Raw genomic sequence first — 18,769 nt, forward strand, 5'->3', positions numbered from 1 at the left:
GATTTTATTATTTTGAAATTATAAACTTTTTAAGGCGTTTCTAACAGATTTTATTTGCTCTTTTTTGGGTATGTTTACGTATTTAGAGAAACTTTTATAGTCTCGGTGTCCTGTAAAAATCATTACGGTTTCGGCTGGTATGTCTTTTAGTAGTAGGGTAGTGGCAAAGGTTCTCCTACCTGTATGAGTGGTTACAAGTTCGTATTTGGGTTTTGTTGTAATAGTCTTTTGTTTGCCTTTGTAGGTGTGTATCTCAAATGTTTCATTGATACCTGCTATTTTACAAAGCTCTTTGAGGTATTCATTTATTTTTTGGTTTGTAATAGGTCTTATTTTTTCCTCTATAAGCTCTTTTACTATCATTTCACTTTCAGTATTTAGAGGTATTTCTACAAAATCATTGGTTTTAGTTTGCCTCATGATAAGTATAGGTTCTCCATTATCATCTTGTTTTAGATGTTCTCTTTTTATTCTGCTATAATCGGAATACCTCAAACCTGTAAGGCACGACAAAATGAATAATTGTCTTGCATTGTGTAGATAGTTTTTACCCTCTAAATTCACTTCTCTAATTAGTTGGAGTTCCTTATCTGTCAGTATAACTTTGAGGGTGTCAGGTTGTGAGGTTAGTTTATAAGAAAGGTAATTTGTATTGATAGTGTGTTTATTATCCACACACCAACGCAAAAAGGTTTTAAACACTTGTAAATACTTACTACTACTTTGGGTATTCAGATTTTTATGAAAGTATAGGAAACCCTCCAACGCCTCAAACGTGGCTTTATTAATGGTATCTACATCTAAAAGCAAGTTTTCAAGGTTTTCAAACTCTTTTAAATGATTTCCCAAAGAAATAAACTTTTTGTAAGTAGTAGGGTTGCAAGTTCTTTTCTTGAGTTGTAAAAAAATACTCCATAACTCCCAAAGTGTAGGCTTCTCTAAAATCACTTCTTTAGACTTCTCTTTATCTTTTAGGGCTTGTACTAAGTCTTTGGCTGTTGCTTTGATGTTACGTGCCTTAAAATCCAAATAAATAGCTAAAATTTCGGCTTTTCGTTCTCTTATAAAAGCATTGATACTGATAGCATCTTGATTAGATGACAAAACACAACTATTCTTTTTACTCCAATGCTTTGTTTGTATGGTAATACCTGAATAAATTTTGAGGTTTGTACCCCTACCGTCTGAAAGTACAAACCAAATAACTGATTTATCCTGTTTGGGTGTTTTAAGAGAGGCGTTTATTTTAGTCATTTTGTTGGTATTTACTATGTTATACAAAGATAGTAAATTATAGTAAAGGTACAAACATGAGTACAAACATTATTGAATTGTATTGAATTTTTGTTCTCTTTGAGAAATGAAAAAAGCCTATAAAACTTAATTTAAAGACTTTTTTTAGTAAGTTGAAGTTTGTGTAAATTGTAAATAGTAGTCTCGACAGGAATCGAACCTGTATCAAAAGTTTAGGAAACTTCTATTCTATCCGTTGAACTACGAGACCATGCCCAAAATTAGCAAACTATTCAAATTCTTGCAAGAGATGCCAGCCAAAATCCTCTCGGAGAAAATTTGGATATATTTGGAAATAACGTTCCGAAACTACATCTATCACTAATTTTCTTAGTTCCTGAATATTCTCTTTCTTCAAAGCTGAAATAAAAATAACTTCTTGAGCTAAATTTTTCTTTAAGTAGCTGTTTTTGAGTTCTTCAAGTGTAAACTTAGGCTCTTCTTCTTCTTGTTCCCAACGAGCTTTGAGGGCGTCAATTTTATTAAAGACCAAAACTACTTTCTTATCTGTTGCTTTTATATCCGTAAGTGTCTGGTTTACAATAGAAATTTGTTCCTCAAACGAGGTATGTGAAATATCTACTACATGCAAAAGAATATCAGCTTCTACAATTTCATTCAATGTTGATTTGAAACATTCAATAAGTGTTGTGGGAAGTTTTCTGATAAAGCCCACAGTATCAGTAAGTAAGAATGGTATTTGATCTATTACAACTTTTCTTACTGTTGAATCTACGGTTGCAAAAAGTTTATTTTCCGCAAAAACATCACTCTTCGAAAGCAAATTCATAAGTGTTGATTTCCCTACATTGGTATAACCCACCAATGCTACACGAACCATGTTTTTTCTAGACTTTCTTCGTGTATTACTTTGTTTTTCAATTTCTTTGAGTTTTTCTTTGAGTAAAGAAATTTTATCATTGACAATTCTTCTATCTGTTTCAAGTTCTTTTTCACCAGGTCCACGCATACCCACACCACCCTTTTGTTTGGAAAGGTGAGACCACATACGAGTAAGACGAGGTAAGATGTACTGATACTGAGCCAATTCTACTTGAGTCTTGGCTTGAGCAGTCTTAGCTCTCAAAGCAAAAATATTTAAAATTAGGAGGCTTCTGTCCAAAATCTTACATTTCAAAATTTCTTCTAAATGTTTTACCTGTGAAGGACTGAGGTCATCATCAAAAATAACAGTTTCTACTTTGTTTGTTTGAATGTATTCAGCAATTTCTTGTATTTTTCCTGTACCCAAGTAAGTCTTAGGGTGGGGTTTCTGCAAGTTTTGGATAAAACGTTTAACCACTTCTATATTAGCTGTTTCTGCAAGAAAAGCTAATTCATCTAAATATTCTTTGGTTTGTTCGGTAGTTTGTTCAGGGGTATGGACGGCTACTAAAATAGTTTTTTCTTTTTCTGCTTGCGTTTCTGGAAATTTTTTCTTTTCAATCATCTTTTATTGTGTAAGTAAAACCTTGAACTCTTATCATAAACAAATATTCACAAAAAAAAATTATAATTTCATAAAAAAATTACATATCTTTTTTGCAGTTTTTTTTTTAATTTTAGACTTTTGTAATTAGGCAGAGTATTTGCTGAATTATATATCGTCAATTGAACTGCACTCAAACATAATTATGAGATTTTTACTTACAATATGCTTATTACTTTCTAGCTTTATCTCTTTAGCCGAAGAAATCACTTTGAAAGGTACTTATCAAGGTAAAAACTTGTATGTGCAAAACCCTTTTTCTTCTAACCAAACAAGCTATTGTACAGAAGCTGTTTACCTAAATGGTAAATTGATTCTACAAAGCCCTAAAACCAGTTCTTATGAGATAAATCTCTCAAAATTAGCTATTAATGCTCCTGTTGATGTTAAAATTATTTATAAATCAGGTTGTAAACCTAAGGTAATTAACCCTTATGTAATTAAGTCTACAAGTGGTTTTAAGTTTATAAGTTTTACAATTGATGACAAAAACTTACATTGGACAGTAGAGAGTGAGTCGGCTAATAGCGTTTATTATGTAGAACATTATGTTAACAATAACTGGACAAATATAAAAGTACTAACAGCTCAATCTGGACAAATCTCTTATACCGTACCTGTTAATCATAACATTGGTGCTAATAGCTATAGAATTAAACATCAAGAAAAAAACGGACAAATTGCTTATTCTCAAACAGTTGCTTATAACTCAACACAAGGAATGATAAAATTCTATCCTCGAAATGTAAGTACCAAAATCTATTTCACAGGAAATGTAAGTTATGAAATCAGTGATTCTAAAAAACAAATTCTAAAAAAAGGTAAAGGTAAAGAAGTAGATGTGAGTACCTTACAAAGAGGTGTCTATTATGTTTCTTTTGATAATCGAACGGAACAGTTTTTAAAGAAATAAAAAAATTATAATATTGCAAGGGTTGTTTATTCAAACAACCCTTTTTTTGAACAATACTCTTAATTATATGAATATTTTAGAACAAATTGTAGCTTACAAACGTGCCGAAGTTTCGCTACGTATGACGCACAAACCTGAAAGTACCTTAGAAAATTCACCTTTCTACGTGAATAAATGCTTTTCTTTAAAAGAATATTTAAGAGCTAGTCAAGCATCTCAAATCATTGCTGAATTTAAAAGAAAATCGCCTTCTAAAGGTATCATCAATGATAAAGCAGGTCTAGTAGAAACCACCAAAGGATACACACAAGCAGGAGCAAGTGGATTATCTATTCTCACTGATAAAAAATTTTTTGGAGGAGAGAATCAAGATATCGAAATTGCTAGAGAAGGTTTGCAGATCCCTATCCTCCGAAAAGATTTTACACTAACAACTTATCAGATTACAGAAGCCAAAGCCATTGGAGCAGACGTTATTTTACTCATAGCAGCCATTTTATCAGATTCTCTGATTATAGAACTTTCTAAATTTGCCAAGGAACTCGGAATGGAGGTAATCTGCGAAATTCATAATGAGGCAGAATTACAAAAAGCTATGGTAGATACAGTGGATATTATTGGAGTAAATAACAGAAATCTAAAAGATTTTGAAGTAAGTTTAGACAATTCTAAAACTCTTGCAGAAAAAATACCAGCTAATTTTCTTAAAATATCGGAAAGTGGAATCAATACTCCAGACGATATTATTGAACTCAGAAAATATGGCTTTGAAGGTTTCCTAATAGGCGAAACTTTTATGAAAGAACCAAAACCAGCAGAAGCATTAAGTAAGTTTGTAACAGAATTAAAAGAGAAAACACCTGCTCCAATACCTACAAATGAGAATCCAGAAACCATTGAACCCAAACAATAAAAACAATAATCGTACAAAACTTTGTACGATTATTGTTTCTTAACACATTTATAATCTTTCAAATTTCAAATTATTATTTATATAATTTTTTCACGTAAAAAAGTTTTTTTCTTGTTTTACATGAAAAACTCATTAAATTTGCATGCAGTTTTTCAAAAACACTAGTTACAGATTGTTAGACCCATCCTTTTCATCTAAAATACGGAATTCTATTAGCATCTGTAACCCGAATTTTAAAATATCCGTAAAACACTAAAAAATATTATAGCTTTTTATACAAATGGGATTTTTCGACTTTTTCTCAGGGGATATAGCCATTGACTTAGGCACAGCCAACACCCTTATTATTTACAAAGATAAAATTGTAGTAGATGAACCATCCATTATTGCCATAGACCGTAAAAGTAGTAAGGTTTTAGCTATTGGTAGAATGGCAATGCAAATGCACGAAAAAACGCATAGCGAGATAAAAACCATCAGACCACTTAAAGATGGGGTAATTGCAGATTTTACAGCAGCAGAACAAATGATTCGTGGAATGATTAAAATGGTGGATTCTCGCCGTAAATTATTTCAGCCGTCATATAGAATGGTAATTTGTATCCCTTCAGGTATTACCGAAGTAGAAAAAAGAGCTGTAAAAGACTCTGCAGAACATGCTGGTGCAAAAGAAGTATATATGATTTATGAACCTATTGCAGCAGCAATTGGTATTGGTATTGATATTGAGCAACCTGTAGGCTCTATGATTGTAGATATTGGAGGTGGTACAACAGAAATTGCTGTCATAGCTCTTTCTGGTATTGTTTGTGAACAATCTATTCGTACAGCAGGAGATGTGTTTACGAGAGATATTTCAGATTATATGCGTCGTCAGCACAATTTATTGATTGGTGAGAGAACAGCAGAAAAAATCAAAATGGAAGTAGGCTCTGCTCTTGCAGAACTCGAAAACCCTCCACCAGACTACGAAGTACGTGGAAGAGATTTGATGACTGGTATTCCAAAAGTAATTAAAGTAGGTTACCAAGAAATAGCGTTCTGTTTGGATAAATCTATTTCAAAAATTGAAGATGCTGTGCTCAATGCGTTAGAAATGTCTCCACCTGAGCTTTCTTCTGATATCTATAGCAATGGTATTCATCTGACAGGTGGTGGAGCTTTGCTCAAAGGTTTAGATAAACGTTTATCTCAGAAAACCAAATTGGCAGTACATGTTGCTGAAGATCCTTTAAGAGCTGTTGTAAGAGGAACAGGAGTAGCTCTGAAAAATCTTCAATCTTACAGAAAAGTATTGATGACATAAAAATCATTTGATAAAATTTTATAATCAAAAAGTAAAGGTTTAAGGGTATTACCTTTAAACCTTACGTATTTTTCTATGCAAGCTATCTTTAATTTTCTATATCGGTTTAGGGCAACTTTTCTGTTTTGTATTTTACAAATTGTATGCCTGTTGTTGATAGCTCGTTTCAATAACTACCAAAGAGCATTTATATTTAATACATCTAGTTTTTATGTAGGAAAGCTGAATCAGTGGTCAAATGAAGCCTCTGATTATATGCATTTGAGAGAAGTAAATCAGAAGTTGGCAGAAGAAAATGCACGTCTTAATGAGCAACTATCCAAAGAACGTCAGCAAAAATACAAATATGTAGAACCTATCAATAATACTTCCATTGCTTCTAAATATCGTTTTGAAACAGCCAAAGTAGTAAATAAAACAACAAGGAAACTTCGTAATTTTATTACCATCGAAAAAGGTACAGAAAATGGTATAGAAAAAGACATGGGTGTTATTTCTGCTTCGGGTATTGTGGGTAGAGTGATAGAAGTATCACCACATTATGCAGTGGTATCTACTATTTTACATAACCAAAGTAGCACACCTGTACATGTAAAACTCAAAAATTTAGGAGATAATTATTTGAGTCATATTCAGTGGGATGGAAAAGACCCTAATTATACCAAATTAAAAGATATTCCATTGTCTATTCCTGTTTCTGTGGGTGATACCATCAGAACGACAGGTTATAACGCTTTTTTTCCTGCGGACATTATGGTTGGGGTAGTGGCTCGCATCAATCCTCAAAAAACTTCAACTTTTCATGATATAGATGTACGTCTTTCCACAAATTTTAATACCTTGGGTTATGTTTATGTTGTCAAAAACAAATTACAACAAGAACAGTTAGAAATAGAAAAAGATACTACCAAAGTAAAAATTACAACAAGAAAGTAGTGAACAGATTTTAATTATACAAAAATACTATGAGTAAAGTACAGAAATCACAAGATTCACAAGATTTTTTGAAGCGTTATCTTAACAATGCTTCTCCAACAGGGTTCGAGTCAGCAGGACAACAAATCTGGTTGGATTATCTAAAACCATATATTGATGACCATTATGTAGATGCTTATGGAAGTGTAGTTGGTATTGTAAATCCCAAAGCAACGTACAAAGTAGTCATAGAGGCTCATTCTGATGAGATTTCTTGGTTTGTAAACTACATCACAGAAAGTGGATATATTTATGTTCGTAGAAATGGAGGCTCTGACCCAGTGATTGCCCCATCTATGCGTGTCAATATTTTTGGTTCTAAAGGGATTGTTAAAGGCATTTTTGGTTGGCCTGCTATTCACGTTCGCCACGAAAAGGATAGAGATCCCATGCCCGAAATGAAAAATATCTACATTGATATTGGATGTTCTTCAAGACAAGAAGTTTTAGACAAAGGCGTAGATATAGGCTCTGTCATTACATTTGCAGATGAGATGTTTGAGCTTAACGATCGTTATTATGTAGGGAGAGCTTTGGACAACCGAATTGGAGGCTATATGATAGCTCAGGTGGCTCGAAAACTCAAAGAAGCAAACAAAAAACTGCCTTTTGGACTCTATATTGCCAATTGTGTTCAAGAAGAGATTGGACTTCGTGGTGCTGAAATGGTAGCCAATGCCATCAAACCAGATGTAGCCATTATTACAGATGTTTGTCACGATACACAAGCTCCGTTATACAACAAAATTATAGATGGCGATTTTACAGCGGGTAAAGGCCCTGTACTTACTTTTGGACCAGCAGTACAAACCAATGTACTCAAAATGCTTTTTGATGTAGCAACCAAGAAAAAAATACCTTACCAAAGAGCTGCCGTTTCACGTTCTACAGGTACTGATACGGATTCATTTGCATATTCTAATAATGGTGTTGCTTCTGCTCTTATTTCTCTACCTCTCAAATATATGCACACAACCGTTGAGATGGTACACAAAGAAGATGTTGAAAACATCATTAATTTGATGTACGAGTTTTTGGTACAGCTCAAAAGCGGACATGATTTTAGATACTTTAAATAATAAAAAAATTAAGCCTTCTGTATAGAAATAGAAGGCTTTTTTATGGTAAACTATAAATATAATAAAAACATGAAAATTAAATTATTAATAGCAGTATTTTTCTTAACAAAAATTGTTGTTGCACAAAGTTATAAAGAGGTAAAAGGTGGCTTGCTTCCAGAAAGAGCTTGTTTTGATGTAGGGTACTATGATTTACATCTTACTATAAATCCTGATGAAAAAACAATAAAAGGGCATAATGTTATTACATTTAAAGTTGTAAAAGCTACTAAAAAAATTCAAATAGATTTATTTAAAAACTTGGATATAGATAGTGTTGTTTTTGAAAATAAAAAACTCTCTTATGAAAGAAAATTTGATGCATTTTTTATTGATTTCCCTTTTGAATTAGAATTGAATAAAAATTATAGTGTAGCTGTTTACTATGGTGGTAAGCCCAGAACGAATATTGGTGTACGTTCAACAGATGGATTTCACTGGAAAACACACAATAAATTACCTCTTGTTGGAGTAGCCTGCCAAATTGTAGGAGCTTCTGTTTGGTATCCCTGTAAAGAATATCTTGGTGATGAACCCGATTCTGTTCGTTTGCATTGGACAGTTCCTGTTCAGTTACAATGTATTAGCAACGGAAAATTAGAAAAAGTAGAAAGTTCTCCTATTGCTGGTTATAAAACAAGCCATTGGGTTGTTCGTAACCCTATTAACTCTTATAATGTTACAATTTATTTAGGTGATTATCAGAAAGTTTCTGGTGTTTATATCAACGCATCTGGAAGACATTCTATGGAATATTATTTTTTGAAGAAAAACGATAAATCTACTAAAGAAGCGGAAAAAGAAAAATTTTATGTACAAATGGGTTTAACTTTTGTCGCCTTCTGTGAAAAAATGTTTGGAGAATATGCATTTTGGAATGATAAACTTGCCGTGGTGGAAACAGTATATGATGGTATGGAACATCAGAGTTGTGTAGCTGTAGGTTCATTGAGAGAAAACCCAATGGGATATGCTTATGCCGAAGATGTCAATTTACATGGAACGCTTATTCATGAGCTTGCTCACGAATGGTGGGGTAACGCAGTTTCATCTTCTGATATGGGTGATATGTGGTTACATGAAGGCTTTGCAACTTATACAGAATATTTGTTTATTGAACAAATGTATGGAAAAAAAACATATGAAGCTGAAATTTCAAAAATGTATGAAAATGCTTTATCTGGTTTAGGAGGAAATGTATATAAAGCTCAAACAGATAAAATCTTGGCTCCACGCAATGTATATTCAAATCAAGTATTTGGTATGCAAGGGCAAATTTATTGGGCGGGAGCACACTTTTTACATGCTCTTCGTAAAGAAATTAATAATGACACTGTTTTCTTTGATATTTTGCGTACTTTTTATGAAAGATATAAGAAAAAAACTGTACTTACAGAAAATTTTTTGCAAATTGTCAATGAGAAAACCAACAAAGACTGGACACAATATTTTAAAAATGGTTTAGAATAAAGTAAGATTGTAAAACAAATAGCTTATGAAACGCTTCATATTTTTGATAATCATTTTTTTTGCCACTTTCAAGAGTTTTTCTCAGGATAAAATAGTTGGGACTGGAGGCTTGGATGCAAGATTTCTGATTTTAGACAACAATCAGACACTTAGAGTATATGTTCAGTTGTATAAAAATAATTTATTGAAAGGAATCACAACTGAGGGTTTTCAAAATCGGTTTAAGGCTTACTATAAGATAAAAGAAGATTTAAGTGAAAACCCCAACTGGATTGCAAACGGAGCAGAAGTTATTTGGAAAAACTATCCCATTACTTCTGATGAAAATAATATTTATTGGTATTTTGAAGTAGCTACAAGCCAAACTTCGCCTACAGGAATATTAGTATTAGATTTGATAGATAACGAGAAATTACAAAAACACCAAATTGTTACCAAAATAGCATTCACCAAAACAAGAATTCGAGAGGAATTTGCTATATTCAAAGAAAATAAAACATTTCCTGTCTTAAATGGAATAGTTACAGAAGGAGAGAACTTTGTTGTTCAAAGCTTATCTAAAAAGGCAATAGATATTTATGTAACGAGAATCAAACAAGACTATGGAGCAGCACAAGCTCCTATGAATCTTAGCCAGCCTGCTCAAAATAAAACGTTGAAGGTAGATAGTATTTTTAAAACTCGAACAAATGAACCTATAAAACTCAGTACAAAAGGTTTATATATTATTAGACAAGATACAAACGCCTTTTATGGAGTAGGATTAAGAGTAGAAAGCAAAAATTACCCTAAATACAGTCAAAAAGAAGAGCTTGTAAGTCCCATTACTTATATTTCTCAAAAATCAGAAATTCAGAAAATAGAAACAGCTTCTGATTTGAAACAAGGAATCGACCGTTTTTGGCTTGCTTTGTTCAAAGGAGATACTGAAAAAGCCAAAGAAATTATTAAAAATTATTATCAGAGAATCAGAATTGCCAATATGCGTTACGCTTCTTTTAAAGAAGGTTGGAAAACAGATATGGGTATGATATATGCTATTTTTGGAGAACCTGATGAAATTATGTTTGAAAAAGATAGTCAAAGGTGGGTTTATAGAGGTAATGATGCTCAAAATTCGATGACTGATAAAGGAAAAAATTTTACAAAAATTAATTTCACGTTTTTAAGAAGACCTAACCAATTTTTCGAAGATTATTATGTACTCGTTCGGTATATCGAATATGAGCCTGTTTGGACAAGCATGGTAGAGGCAATCAGACGTGGAATAGCTTTCTAATGATTCATTGGACATCATTCAATGAACAATTATAACTTATCATTCATCACTCATAATTGTATATTTCATGTTATTGCCTGCTTTGTATAATATCGCTGAAATTTGTGCTAAAAAAGGAGTTCGTCATGTGGTTATCTCATCTGGCTCTCGTTCAGCTCCTCTTACAATTGCTTTTGCAAGACATCCAGACATCGAAACCAAAATAGTACCTGACGAAAGAAGTGCAGCTTTTATAGCAATGGGTATGGCTCAAAGCTTACGCCAAACAGTTGTTCTTGTTTGTACCTCAGGCTCTGCATCACTCAATTATGCTCCTGCTGTTGCAGAGGCTTATTTTCAAGAGATACCTTTATTAATATTAACAGCAGACAGACCACCTGAATGGATAGACCAACAAGATGGACAAACCATCAGACAACAAAATGTATATGGAAAGCATGTAAAAGCATCATTTGAGTTACCAGTTGATTACAGCCATCCTGATGCTCTATGGCATACAAACAGAATTATCAATGAAGCCATTAATCTGACCCAACATGAACAACATCAACCTGTTCATGTCAATATACCTATCAGAGAACCTTTTTATCCTGAACAAGATGAAGAAATTGTTTTTGATAAAGATGTTAGAATTATTGAACAAATTCGAACCATCAAAACACCTGCCCAAATAGATTGGCAACACCTGATGGAAATTGAAGAAAAATGTGAAAAACAACTCATTGTAGTGGGACAAACCCCCATGAATCCTGTTTTATTGCATACTTTGCCCCAAATTGAAAGAAAAGGAATTTTTAGAATACCTATTGTTGCAGATTTGATAGGCAATGCATATCCTTTTGGAAAAACCATTAGCCATCACGATTTGATTTTGATGAAAAGTGATGAAAAACTCAAAAAAGCTCTACAACCAGACTTACTAATTACAATTGGCAAATCAGTACTTTCAAAAGCTTTAAAACAGTTTTTGCGTAGCTATCCGCCTCGTTATCACTGGCATATTCAAGAATACGGGCAAGTGCCAGATACTTATAAACACTTAACACATATATTACCTATTTCTTCTGAAAAAGGTTTAGAGTATTACTTGAGTTATACACGCAAGAAAATACAGAAAGATGATTATTTTGGTTTATGGCTTGAAGAAGAAAAGAAAGCAGAGAAGTTTTTGAAGAAGTTTTTTGATAAAGAACATCCCTTCAATGAATTTTGGGCTGTTTCAGAGGTCATGGAGAAACTCCCTGAAAAAAGTATTTTGCATTTGGCAAACAGTATGCCTGTACGTTATGCCAATTATCTGAGTTTAAAACCTGAAAAAAACATAGAAGTTTTTTGTAACAGAGGGACAAGTGGCATAGATGGTTGTAATAGTACAGCTTTGGGTTCTGCCTTAGTTTCTAAACAACTTGTAACACTCATTACAGGTGATATGGCGTTTTTCTATGATAGAAATGCTTTTTGGCATAACCATTTGCCTGCAAATCTAAGAATAGTGGTCGTTAATAATTTTGGAGGAGGAATATTTAGACTTTTACCTGATTCTGGAAAATTACCTGAATTAGAAAAATACTTTGAAACAGAACAACACAATTCAGCAAAATCCTTAGCCAAAGAATATAAAATGGACTATTTGTTGGCTACAGATGCTCAAAGTCTTGAACAATCATTACAAGATTTTTTTGCACCCAGTAAAAAGCCTAAAATTTTGGAAATTGAAACGAAAAATCATGATAACTACGATTTTTTTCAGCTTTTCAAACAAAGTTGGCTTGGTAAATAAAAATAAGAAAATCAAGAATAATATTGGGATTTCTGTAAAAAACTTAATATAAAACTATTATTTTTAGAAAAAAAATGGTATGTTTGTTTTCAACCAAACCCTAAAAGCCTATCATACACAGCTACATCAAATAAATACTATTATTGGAGAAGGTTTAAAGCCTTCATAGTTGATAATATATGAATCATAAGAATGTATATATTGCTACAAGTTCGGTAATCGCCTTGTTTTTGATAGCTACGTGGCTAGTTAGCGATAAGGAAGGCGAACAAGATATCCTTGTACCTGTGCGAAGTGGCAAATTTGAAGTACTTGTAGTAGCTAATGGAGAGCTTGAAGCTCAAAATTCCCTTAAAATCACTGCCCCAGAAGATGCTTTTCGTTCTGCGAAAGTTTTTCAAGTTAAGATTGCTGATTTAGTTCCAGAAGGAACATTAGTAAAAAAAGGAGATTATGTAGCTACTTTGGATAAAATGGAAATGTCTGAAAAACTGCGACTTGCAGAAGCTGAAGTCTCCAAACTTAGAAGCCAATTCACTCAAAGCAGATTAGATACATCTTTGATGCTCAGAACAGAACGTAATGAACTGATGAACTGGAGTTATCTCGTAAAAGAAAAAGAAGCTGCCCTCAAAGCAAGTCAGTTTGAAGCTCCTGCCCAAGTAAGACAAATTCAGGTAGAACTTGAAAAAGCGAAAAGAAGCTATCAACAAGCTCAAGAAACTTATCGAATTAAACAACAACAAGCTATTGCCAAAATTTCTGAAACCAGTCAAACATTAGGACAGGAAGAATATAAGTATCAAGAAATCAAAAGATTATCTGAAAGTTTTGTAGTAAATGCTCCTGCTGATGGATTGGTGATTTATCAAAGAGATTGGAATGGACAGAAAAAAAGTGTAGGTAGTTTTGTAAGTGCTTGGGATGCAGTAGTTGCTACATTACCTGATATGCAGGCAATGGTCTCAAGAACGTATGTAAACGAAATTGACATCAGTAAGATAAAAGTAGGACAAATTGTAAAAGTGAAAGTAGATGCTTTGCCCCAAAATTTCTTTGAGGGTGAAGTGACAAGTATTTCTAATATTGGTGAGCAACGTCCTGAAAGTCAGGTAAAAGTATTTGAAGTAAAAGTGAAACTTAAGAATACTCATCCTGCTCTCAAACCCACTATGACAACCTCCAATATTATCACTTGTGAGGCAATGAATAGTGCCATTTTCATACCTCTTGACTGTTTACACAACGAACAAGACAACATTAATTATGTATATGTCAAAAAAGCAAATAGTATTGTTCGTCAGGAGGTAAAAGTAGGTAAAAGTAACGAAAATGAAATTATAATTTTAGACGGACTGCAAAAGAATGATGCAGTTTACCTTTCTATTCCCGAAAAAGCAAAAAGTAGCCCTCTGAAAAAACTTTCCAAATAGGGCTAAAATCATTTTTTTAGTTATCCAAATACTTTTTGAAAAGCATGTATACTATTGCCATAAGGCATATCGTACACAGCAAAAGCTACTTTTTTGAACATTCCTTTGAAAGTAGAATTCTCTGTAAGGTGTAATTTAAAGAAATTAGCTACATCCATTGGGATATTCTGAAAAACTCCACAACCCCAAGCTCCTAAAATTAGATATTCATAGCCATGCATCAAAGCCACAGAAAGAACTTTTTCTGTTCTGGCAAGCATGGTATCATTGATAGCATCAATTTCTTCTTGTGTACCTTGTCTGCGTACAACGCCAGCATTTACAGCAGGAGAGGTTAGGATAGAAGCCTGCAAAGGCGTATCTAATAACTTTCCCTCATCATTACGAAATACTGGCACAAGAGGCGAGTAAATCATGTAATCAGTGTACAGGCAAGAAGTCAATTTTCTATTGATTTCATACATTTTAAAATGTTTCATCAGACTTGGGTGTAACCCCGAAGACCTTGCAATACTCTCTTCTTGGGCTTTTGCTCCATTCAGAAAGCCTCCACCAGGGTTTTTGGCAGAAGCAAAATTCAAAACAAATATTTTTTCGTTAGGAACTTCTGTACTAATTCTTGCAATAGACTCCAACACTGTTTCATTTTTTACTTCGAATACAGTATCGTGGGGCGTTTTATTCTGGATAAGAGTATCTCTTTTTTCAAACAATCCCTTAAAATCTTCTGGAGTATATAAAATACTGTTTTCTACACTCTGGCGTTGTTCTTTAGCAATACTCACTTGCTTACCTGAAGCACTTACATAACTTCCTTTCTCACTGATTTTTATAGATTCTTCTGCAAATGCAATTAAACTTGTTTTTTTCATAGTGTTATTTTATAAATTCAAATGTTTTCACTAAATACATTAAAAGTCTTTTCTCTTAATTCTCTAAAGTCATTTTAATAATTCATCTCTTACTTCCATCAATGCAAAACCTAATAAATTCAAACCTTTCCAAGTAGAGAAGTGCTGGGCATCAGGGGCATCTTGAGAAAGCCCAATACCCCAAATTTTATCGTAAGGGCTTGCCTCTACAATAATTTTATAGCCTGTCCCCAATAGAAACCCTTTGAGTACTTCCGTTTGAGAGAATTTAAGTATGTTTCCTTGTTTTACAAACTCGTATCTGTGTTTTAACCAAGTGGCTTCATCAAAGTTTTTAACCTTTCTACCAAGTTTTTTGGCATCATTGGGTGTTTTGGCTGAAAGAATTTCAGGTAAAATGGCTTCATCTTTAAATAAAATAGCTTTTTGAGCCATCATATAATGCTCAGCAGTAGCATATTGTACACCATTTTCAGAAAAACCTATAGGATACCATTGGCTCATACATGTTTTCCCGATTCCACCATCAGTAGGGACTGTATGTCCCCAAAAAAATAAATAGTTTAATGTTTTTCCTTGTTTTTCTTGCTCTTCGAGCCATTCCGTGTTGTATTTCATAGTATTTAGTAATAAGTTATAGAATACAAAGATATGAAAATAAAAAAATAGATTTTAAGATAGATAGTAAAAATTAAGTTTGTAATCAAAATGTTATAATGCAGATATTTGAACATTTGACTATGAATTCATAGTCAAAATAACTTGGCTATGAATTTATAGTTAGACAAAAAAATAGGTCTTAGTATATTACTAAGACCTATTACTGAAACACTAAATTAAATATTATATCTTCTTCAAAGTAAACTCAATACGTCTGTTCAAGGTTCTGCCTTCTGGAGTGGTATTGGGAGCTACGGGGGTAGTTTCTCCAAGTCCTTTATGATTAATTCTTTGTGGAGTAATTCCTTTTCTTACAAGATAATCTCTTAGAGCTTTGGCTCTGTTTTGTGAAAGAAGCAGATTTTTTTGATCTGTACCTTCATTATCTGTATGTCCTACAATATCAATGTTTACATTATCTACGGCTTTCATATACTCTGCTAAATCGTCTAATTCCTTGAAATATGCAGGTTTGATAATGAATTGATCAAAGTCAAATAAAATATCTTTTGTGAAAGCTTCACCCAAAATCACAGGTTTATTGTCTTTAGTGGTAATTTTGAGTAAATTTTCTGTTTCTTCAAAATAGGTTTGCATAAATGTAGGCAATCCCAATTGCGTTTTTGTCCCTTTAAGATGAATAGCCTTTTCTTCAAAATTACATTCTGAGCCTTTTTTATTAGGATTTTTAATCACTCCTAGATATTCCACAGAATAGGGTGAAACATAAATGATTCCATCGCTCCCTAATTGTAAAGCCCCTGTCCAACCTTCTGTTTTACCTACTAAAAAACGAGATGCCTTAATTTTTTCAGGTGTTTGTTCTTTCAAATCAAATTGATAAATTTCATTGACACTACCTGCAGAACAGTAGAGTTTAGAACCATCCGAAGAGAACTCTATTCCATAAGTAAGGGCTGTTGATTTAGAAGCATCCAATTCTATAAAGTTGGAAAGTTTGCCTGTGGTATTGTTAAAATCAAATAATTCATATTTAGCTAAAGATTTCACAGCAGCAGCTAGTTTATTACCTTTTGGAGATGCTTTGAGATAACCAATTGAATGATCAGCGTTTGATGCATGCATCAAGCCTATTTTGCTAATAACAGGAGTTTTGCTTAAACCATCTTTGGTTAATAAATAGCTGTAATATTCATCAGAATTCCATTTATGAGTGATAACCCAGACATCTTTGTTATTTTTATGACGAACAGCTGTTACTTTTTCATCAGTAAAATTCAAAACAGAAACATTTTTCTCTCGTATACCTCCAAGACCATTGTTCTTATTTATATCTACAGTTGTGTATTGTAAGCCTTTTGATTCGTCAACGATATGTACTGTGAAAACATAAAAAATACGACTATCACCAGGCTTGGGCACAATAATAGCAGACTGTGTAGCTGACTCATGTCCTTCTAAACCAGAATCCATAATTTGGTGATTTTTATTCCAAATCGTTTTACCATCAGTATAAAACAATAAATTACCATTTTTATCGCTAATTGTTGCACAGCCCTCTGTTGTGTTTAAAATACCATCTGTCAAGGCTTCAGGTTTACCATTTACAAAACGAATACCTGCTTTATTGCCAAAATACCAATTTGATGCCTCTGTTTGAGCATAAAGAGTTCCATAACTCCAAACAAACAAAAATAAAAAAAATCTTTTCATAAAATTAAAATGTTATGATGCGATAATAAATCAAAATAAAAATTAAACAAATACGTTGAATGACGTATTTTAGAATAATAAAGAGTCCTATTTTAATTTTGTTAAATTCAGTAAGTTTTGTATTTTTGGGGCCGTTTGATGAATTTTATCTATGATTATTCCTAAAAGAAAAGCCGAAGATTATACGCCTCCTGCCATTATCAATGAGTATGACCAAATCCATGTATATATCAAAGAAGGGAAGAATCTAACAGAAGTAAAAGGACTGATGCCCACAGCTATGCCTGATGAGCAAATAGAGAAGATATATATGAATGTACTCAAGCATACTAGAGAGGCAAGAGATAAAAAAAGAGGAGTGATAGCAATTGGTTTGTTTCTTTTTTTCATGGGATTGTGGCTGGGGCTTCGTAATATTGGCAATATTCTCAAACAAATGAGCGTAAAGTCAGGAGATGAAAATTTTTATGTTACAACTTCTTTTTTTGAATTTCAACATCCTTTTTGGTTATTGTTGTTTGGAACAATGGTAGTAGCAGGTATGATTTTGCTTGTAAACGGTCTATTTACTAAAATCAGAATCTGATGATACCATACGAAGCTTATCAGAATCTTTTTGAAAAATATAAAATCAATCATTGGCAAACTATTGAGAAGGCTTGGCAAGAAAAACATCGTTTTTATCATAACGAAGAACATCTAGCTTTTTTGCTCAATAAAATACAATTAAGCCCTTGGAGTGAGGCAGAAAAAGAAATTTTGTATTTGGTAGCATTCTTCCATGATATTGTCTACAAACCCAAAGGACAAGATAATGAAGAGAAATCGGCTGAATTGTTTGAAGAGCTTTGTGGAGCAAACGAAGCTATCAAAAGGCAAGTATCTGAAATGATTTTAGATACCAAATCACATACGCCCAGTTCCGAACTTTCAGAATATTTCTGTAAAATAGACCTTGCTATCGTAACAGACAGCAATTTCACAGAACTACTTGCTTGGGAAAAAAAGATTTTTAAAGAGTTTCAGGTATTTGACTATAGTCTTTATAAAATAGGAAGACTCAATGTTTTGGAAAAGCTTAAAAAACAAAATCCTCATAATGCTCAAAATCTACAATATTTGATAGAATATTTGTCTGTTTACAGACCCAATATTGGTGTGTACCCTGGGTCTTTCAATCCATTTCATAATGGACATTATGATATTTTAGAAAAAGCTGAACAAGTTTTTGATAAAGTTATCATTGCCAGAGGTATGAATCCTGAAAAAACAGAAATAGCCATCAATGATGATATTAACCCTGTTTTGTATTACAGGCAAACAGAAGGTTTTGGAGGTTTTCTGACAGATTATATGGCTTCCAAAGAAAAAGATGCCGATATGACGCTTATTAGGGGACTCAGAAATGGTGATGATTTGGCTTACGAAATAAATCAGCTTGGTTTCATGAAAGACCTCAAAACTGATTTGAAAGTCGTATTTTTTCATTGTGATAGAGAATTTGAACATATTAGTTCATCTGCTATCCGAAATTTAGAAAAAATAAGTAAGGGTTTTGGAGATAGGTATTTGCCCAAATAAGTACAGAGTAATG

Annotated in this window: 15 protein-coding genes, 1 tRNA gene and 1 pseudogene; 11 read left to right on the forward strand and 6 right to left on the reverse strand. The window is 32.9% G+C overall.

Annotated elements, in window-relative coordinates; translation table 11 throughout:
• Positions 1–18: 18 nt before the first annotated feature.
• The 3 genes from AD998_08170 to AD998_08180 all read right to left on the reverse strand — a co-directional run bounded on the left by AD998_08170 (position 19) and on the right by AD998_08180 (position 2,743).
• Positions 19–1,254, reverse strand: coding sequence for a hypothetical protein (locus AD998_08170; protein KOY86125.1), 1,236 nt, complete (start codon positions 1,252–1,254; stop codon positions 19–21).
• A 175-nt stretch (positions 1,255–1,429) separates the two neighbouring features.
• Positions 1,430–1,504, reverse strand: a tRNA-Arg gene (locus tag AD998_08175).
• An 18-nt stretch (positions 1,505–1,522) separates the two neighbouring features.
• Entirely contained in the window at positions 1,523–2,743 is a 1,221-nt protein-coding gene (locus AD998_08180) for a GTPase HflX (protein KOY86126.1), read from the reverse strand.
• A gap of 184 nt (positions 2,744–2,927) precedes the next feature.
• On the opposite strand from AD998_08180, the gene AD998_08185 reads away from it, so the two are divergent.
• The 9 genes from AD998_08185 to AD998_08225 all read left to right on the forward strand — a co-directional run bounded on the left by AD998_08185 (position 2,928) and on the right by AD998_08225 (position 13,969).
• The gene (locus tag AD998_08185; GenBank protein ID KOY86127.1) at positions 2,928–3,695 is read left to right on the forward strand and encodes a hypothetical protein; all 768 of its coding nucleotides are present in this window, start codon (positions 2,928–2,930) and stop codon (positions 3,693–3,695) included.
• Between the two features lie 67 nt (positions 3,696–3,762).
• The gene (locus AD998_08190; protein KOY88116.1) at positions 3,763–4,608 is read left to right on the forward strand and encodes a hypothetical protein; all 846 of its coding nucleotides are present in this window, start codon (positions 3,763–3,765) and stop codon (positions 4,606–4,608) included.
• A gap of 280 nt (positions 4,609–4,888) precedes the next feature.
• On the forward strand, positions 4,889–5,914 hold the full coding sequence (locus AD998_08195) for a rod shape-determining protein MreB (GenBank protein ID KOY86128.1): 1,026 nt from the start codon (positions 4,889–4,891) through the stop codon (positions 5,912–5,914).
• A 75-nt stretch (positions 5,915–5,989) separates the two neighbouring features.
• Entirely contained in the window at positions 5,990–6,850 is an 861-nt protein-coding gene (locus AD998_08200) for a hypothetical protein (GenBank protein ID KOY86129.1), read from the forward strand.
• A 29-nt stretch (positions 6,851–6,879) separates the two neighbouring features.
• Positions 6,880–7,968: a peptidase M42 gene (locus AD998_08205; GenBank protein KOY86130.1), complete on the forward strand. Its 1,089-nt coding sequence runs from the start codon at positions 6,880–6,882 to the stop codon at positions 7,966–7,968.
• Between the two features lie 69 nt (positions 7,969–8,037).
• Positions 8,038–9,477: a hypothetical protein gene (locus AD998_08210; protein KOY86131.1), complete on the forward strand. Its 1,440-nt coding sequence runs from the start codon at positions 8,038–8,040 to the stop codon at positions 9,475–9,477.
• Positions 9,478–9,502: 25 nt separating this feature from the next.
• A complete protein-coding gene (locus tag AD998_08215) occupies positions 9,503–10,756 on the forward strand; it encodes a hypothetical protein (GenBank protein KOY86132.1) in 1,254 nt (417 codons plus the stop codon).
• A gap of 67 nt (positions 10,757–10,823) precedes the next feature.
• Entirely contained in the window at positions 10,824–12,536 is a 1,713-nt protein-coding gene (locus AD998_08220) for a hypothetical protein (GenBank protein ID KOY86133.1), read from the forward strand.
• 179 nt (positions 12,537–12,715) lie between these two features.
• The gene (locus AD998_08225; protein ID KOY86134.1) at positions 12,716–13,969 is read left to right on the forward strand and encodes a hypothetical protein; all 1,254 of its coding nucleotides are present in this window, start codon (positions 12,716–12,718) and stop codon (positions 13,967–13,969) included.
• 20 nt (positions 13,970–13,989) lie between these two features.
• On the opposite strand, the gene AD998_08230 is transcribed toward AD998_08225, so the two are convergent.
• The 3 genes and pseudogenes from AD998_08230 to AD998_08240 all read right to left on the reverse strand — a co-directional run bounded on the left by AD998_08230 (position 13,990) and on the right by AD998_08240 (position 17,175).
• Complete coding sequence (locus tag AD998_08230) at positions 13,990–14,841, reverse strand: hypothetical protein (GenBank protein KOY86135.1); 852 nt, start codon at positions 14,839–14,841, stop codon at positions 13,990–13,992.
• A 69-nt stretch (positions 14,842–14,910) separates the two neighbouring features.
• On the reverse strand, positions 14,911–15,459 hold the full coding sequence (locus AD998_08235; GenBank protein KOY86136.1) for a hypothetical protein: 549 nt from the start codon (positions 15,457–15,459) through the stop codon (positions 14,911–14,913).
• A gap of 633 nt (positions 15,460–16,092) precedes the next feature.
• Positions 16,093–17,175 (reverse strand): annotated as a pseudogene (locus AD998_08240) (hypothetical protein).
• 151 nt (positions 17,176–17,326) lie between these two features.
• Here AD998_08240 and AD998_08245 point away from each other — a divergent pair.
• Both AD998_08245 and AD998_08250 read left to right on the forward strand, forming a co-directional pair.
• Entirely contained in the window at positions 17,327–17,761 is a 435-nt protein-coding gene (locus tag AD998_08245) for a hypothetical protein (protein KOY86137.1), read from the forward strand.
• Positions 17,761–18,756: a hypothetical protein gene (locus tag AD998_08250; protein KOY86138.1), complete on the forward strand. Its 996-nt coding sequence runs from the start codon at positions 17,761–17,763 to the stop codon at positions 18,754–18,756. The genes AD998_08245 and AD998_08250 overlap by 1 nt, the downstream gene beginning before the upstream one ends.
• Positions 18,757–18,769 lie beyond the last annotated feature (13 nt).

This window comes from bacterium 336/3 (assembly GCA_001281695.1).
Classification (GTDB): Bacteria; Bacteroidota; Bacteroidia; order Cytophagales; family Thermonemataceae; genus Raineya.

Coding starts and splice junctions, on each gene's coding strand:
- AD998_08195 (KOY86128.1), top strand. CDS start 4,889: ATGGGATTTTTCGACTTTTTCTCAGGGGATATAGCCATTGACTTAGGC.
- AD998_08250 (KOY86138.1), top strand. CDS start 17,761: ATGATACCATACGAAGCTTATCAGAATCTTTTTGAAAAATATAAAATC.
- AD998_08220 (KOY86133.1), top strand. CDS start 10,824: ATGTTATTGCCTGCTTTGTATAATATCGCTGAAATTTGTGCTAAAAAA.
- AD998_08180 (KOY86126.1), bottom strand. CDS start 2,743: ATGATTGAAAAGAAAAAATTTCCAGAAACGCAAGCAGAAAAAGAAAAA.
- AD998_08170 (KOY86125.1), bottom strand. CDS start 1,254: ATGACTAAAATAAACGCCTCTCTTAAAACACCCAAACAGGATAAATCA.
- AD998_08230 (KOY86135.1), bottom strand. CDS start 14,841: ATGAAAAAAACAAGTTTAATTGCATTTGCAGAAGAATCTATAAAAATC.
- AD998_08185 (KOY86127.1), top strand. CDS start 2,928: ATGAGATTTTTACTTACAATATGCTTATTACTTTCTAGCTTTATCTCT.
- AD998_08225 (KOY86134.1), top strand. CDS start 12,716: ATGAATCATAAGAATGTATATATTGCTACAAGTTCGGTAATCGCCTTG.
- AD998_08210 (KOY86131.1), top strand. CDS start 8,038: ATGAAAATTAAATTATTAATAGCAGTATTTTTCTTAACAAAAATTGTT.
- AD998_08190 (KOY88116.1), top strand. CDS start 3,763: ATGAATATTTTAGAACAAATTGTAGCTTACAAACGTGCCGAAGTTTCG.
- AD998_08215 (KOY86132.1), top strand. CDS start 9,503: ATGAAACGCTTCATATTTTTGATAATCATTTTTTTTGCCACTTTCAAG.
- AD998_08205 (KOY86130.1), top strand. CDS start 6,880: ATGAGTAAAGTACAGAAATCACAAGATTCACAAGATTTTTTGAAGCGT.
- AD998_08235 (KOY86136.1), bottom strand. CDS start 15,459: ATGAAATACAACACGGAATGGCTCGAAGAGCAAGAAAAACAAGGAAAA.
- AD998_08200 (KOY86129.1), top strand. CDS start 5,990: ATGCAAGCTATCTTTAATTTTCTATATCGGTTTAGGGCAACTTTTCTG.
- AD998_08245 (KOY86137.1), top strand. CDS start 17,327: ATGATTATTCCTAAAAGAAAAGCCGAAGATTATACGCCTCCTGCCATT.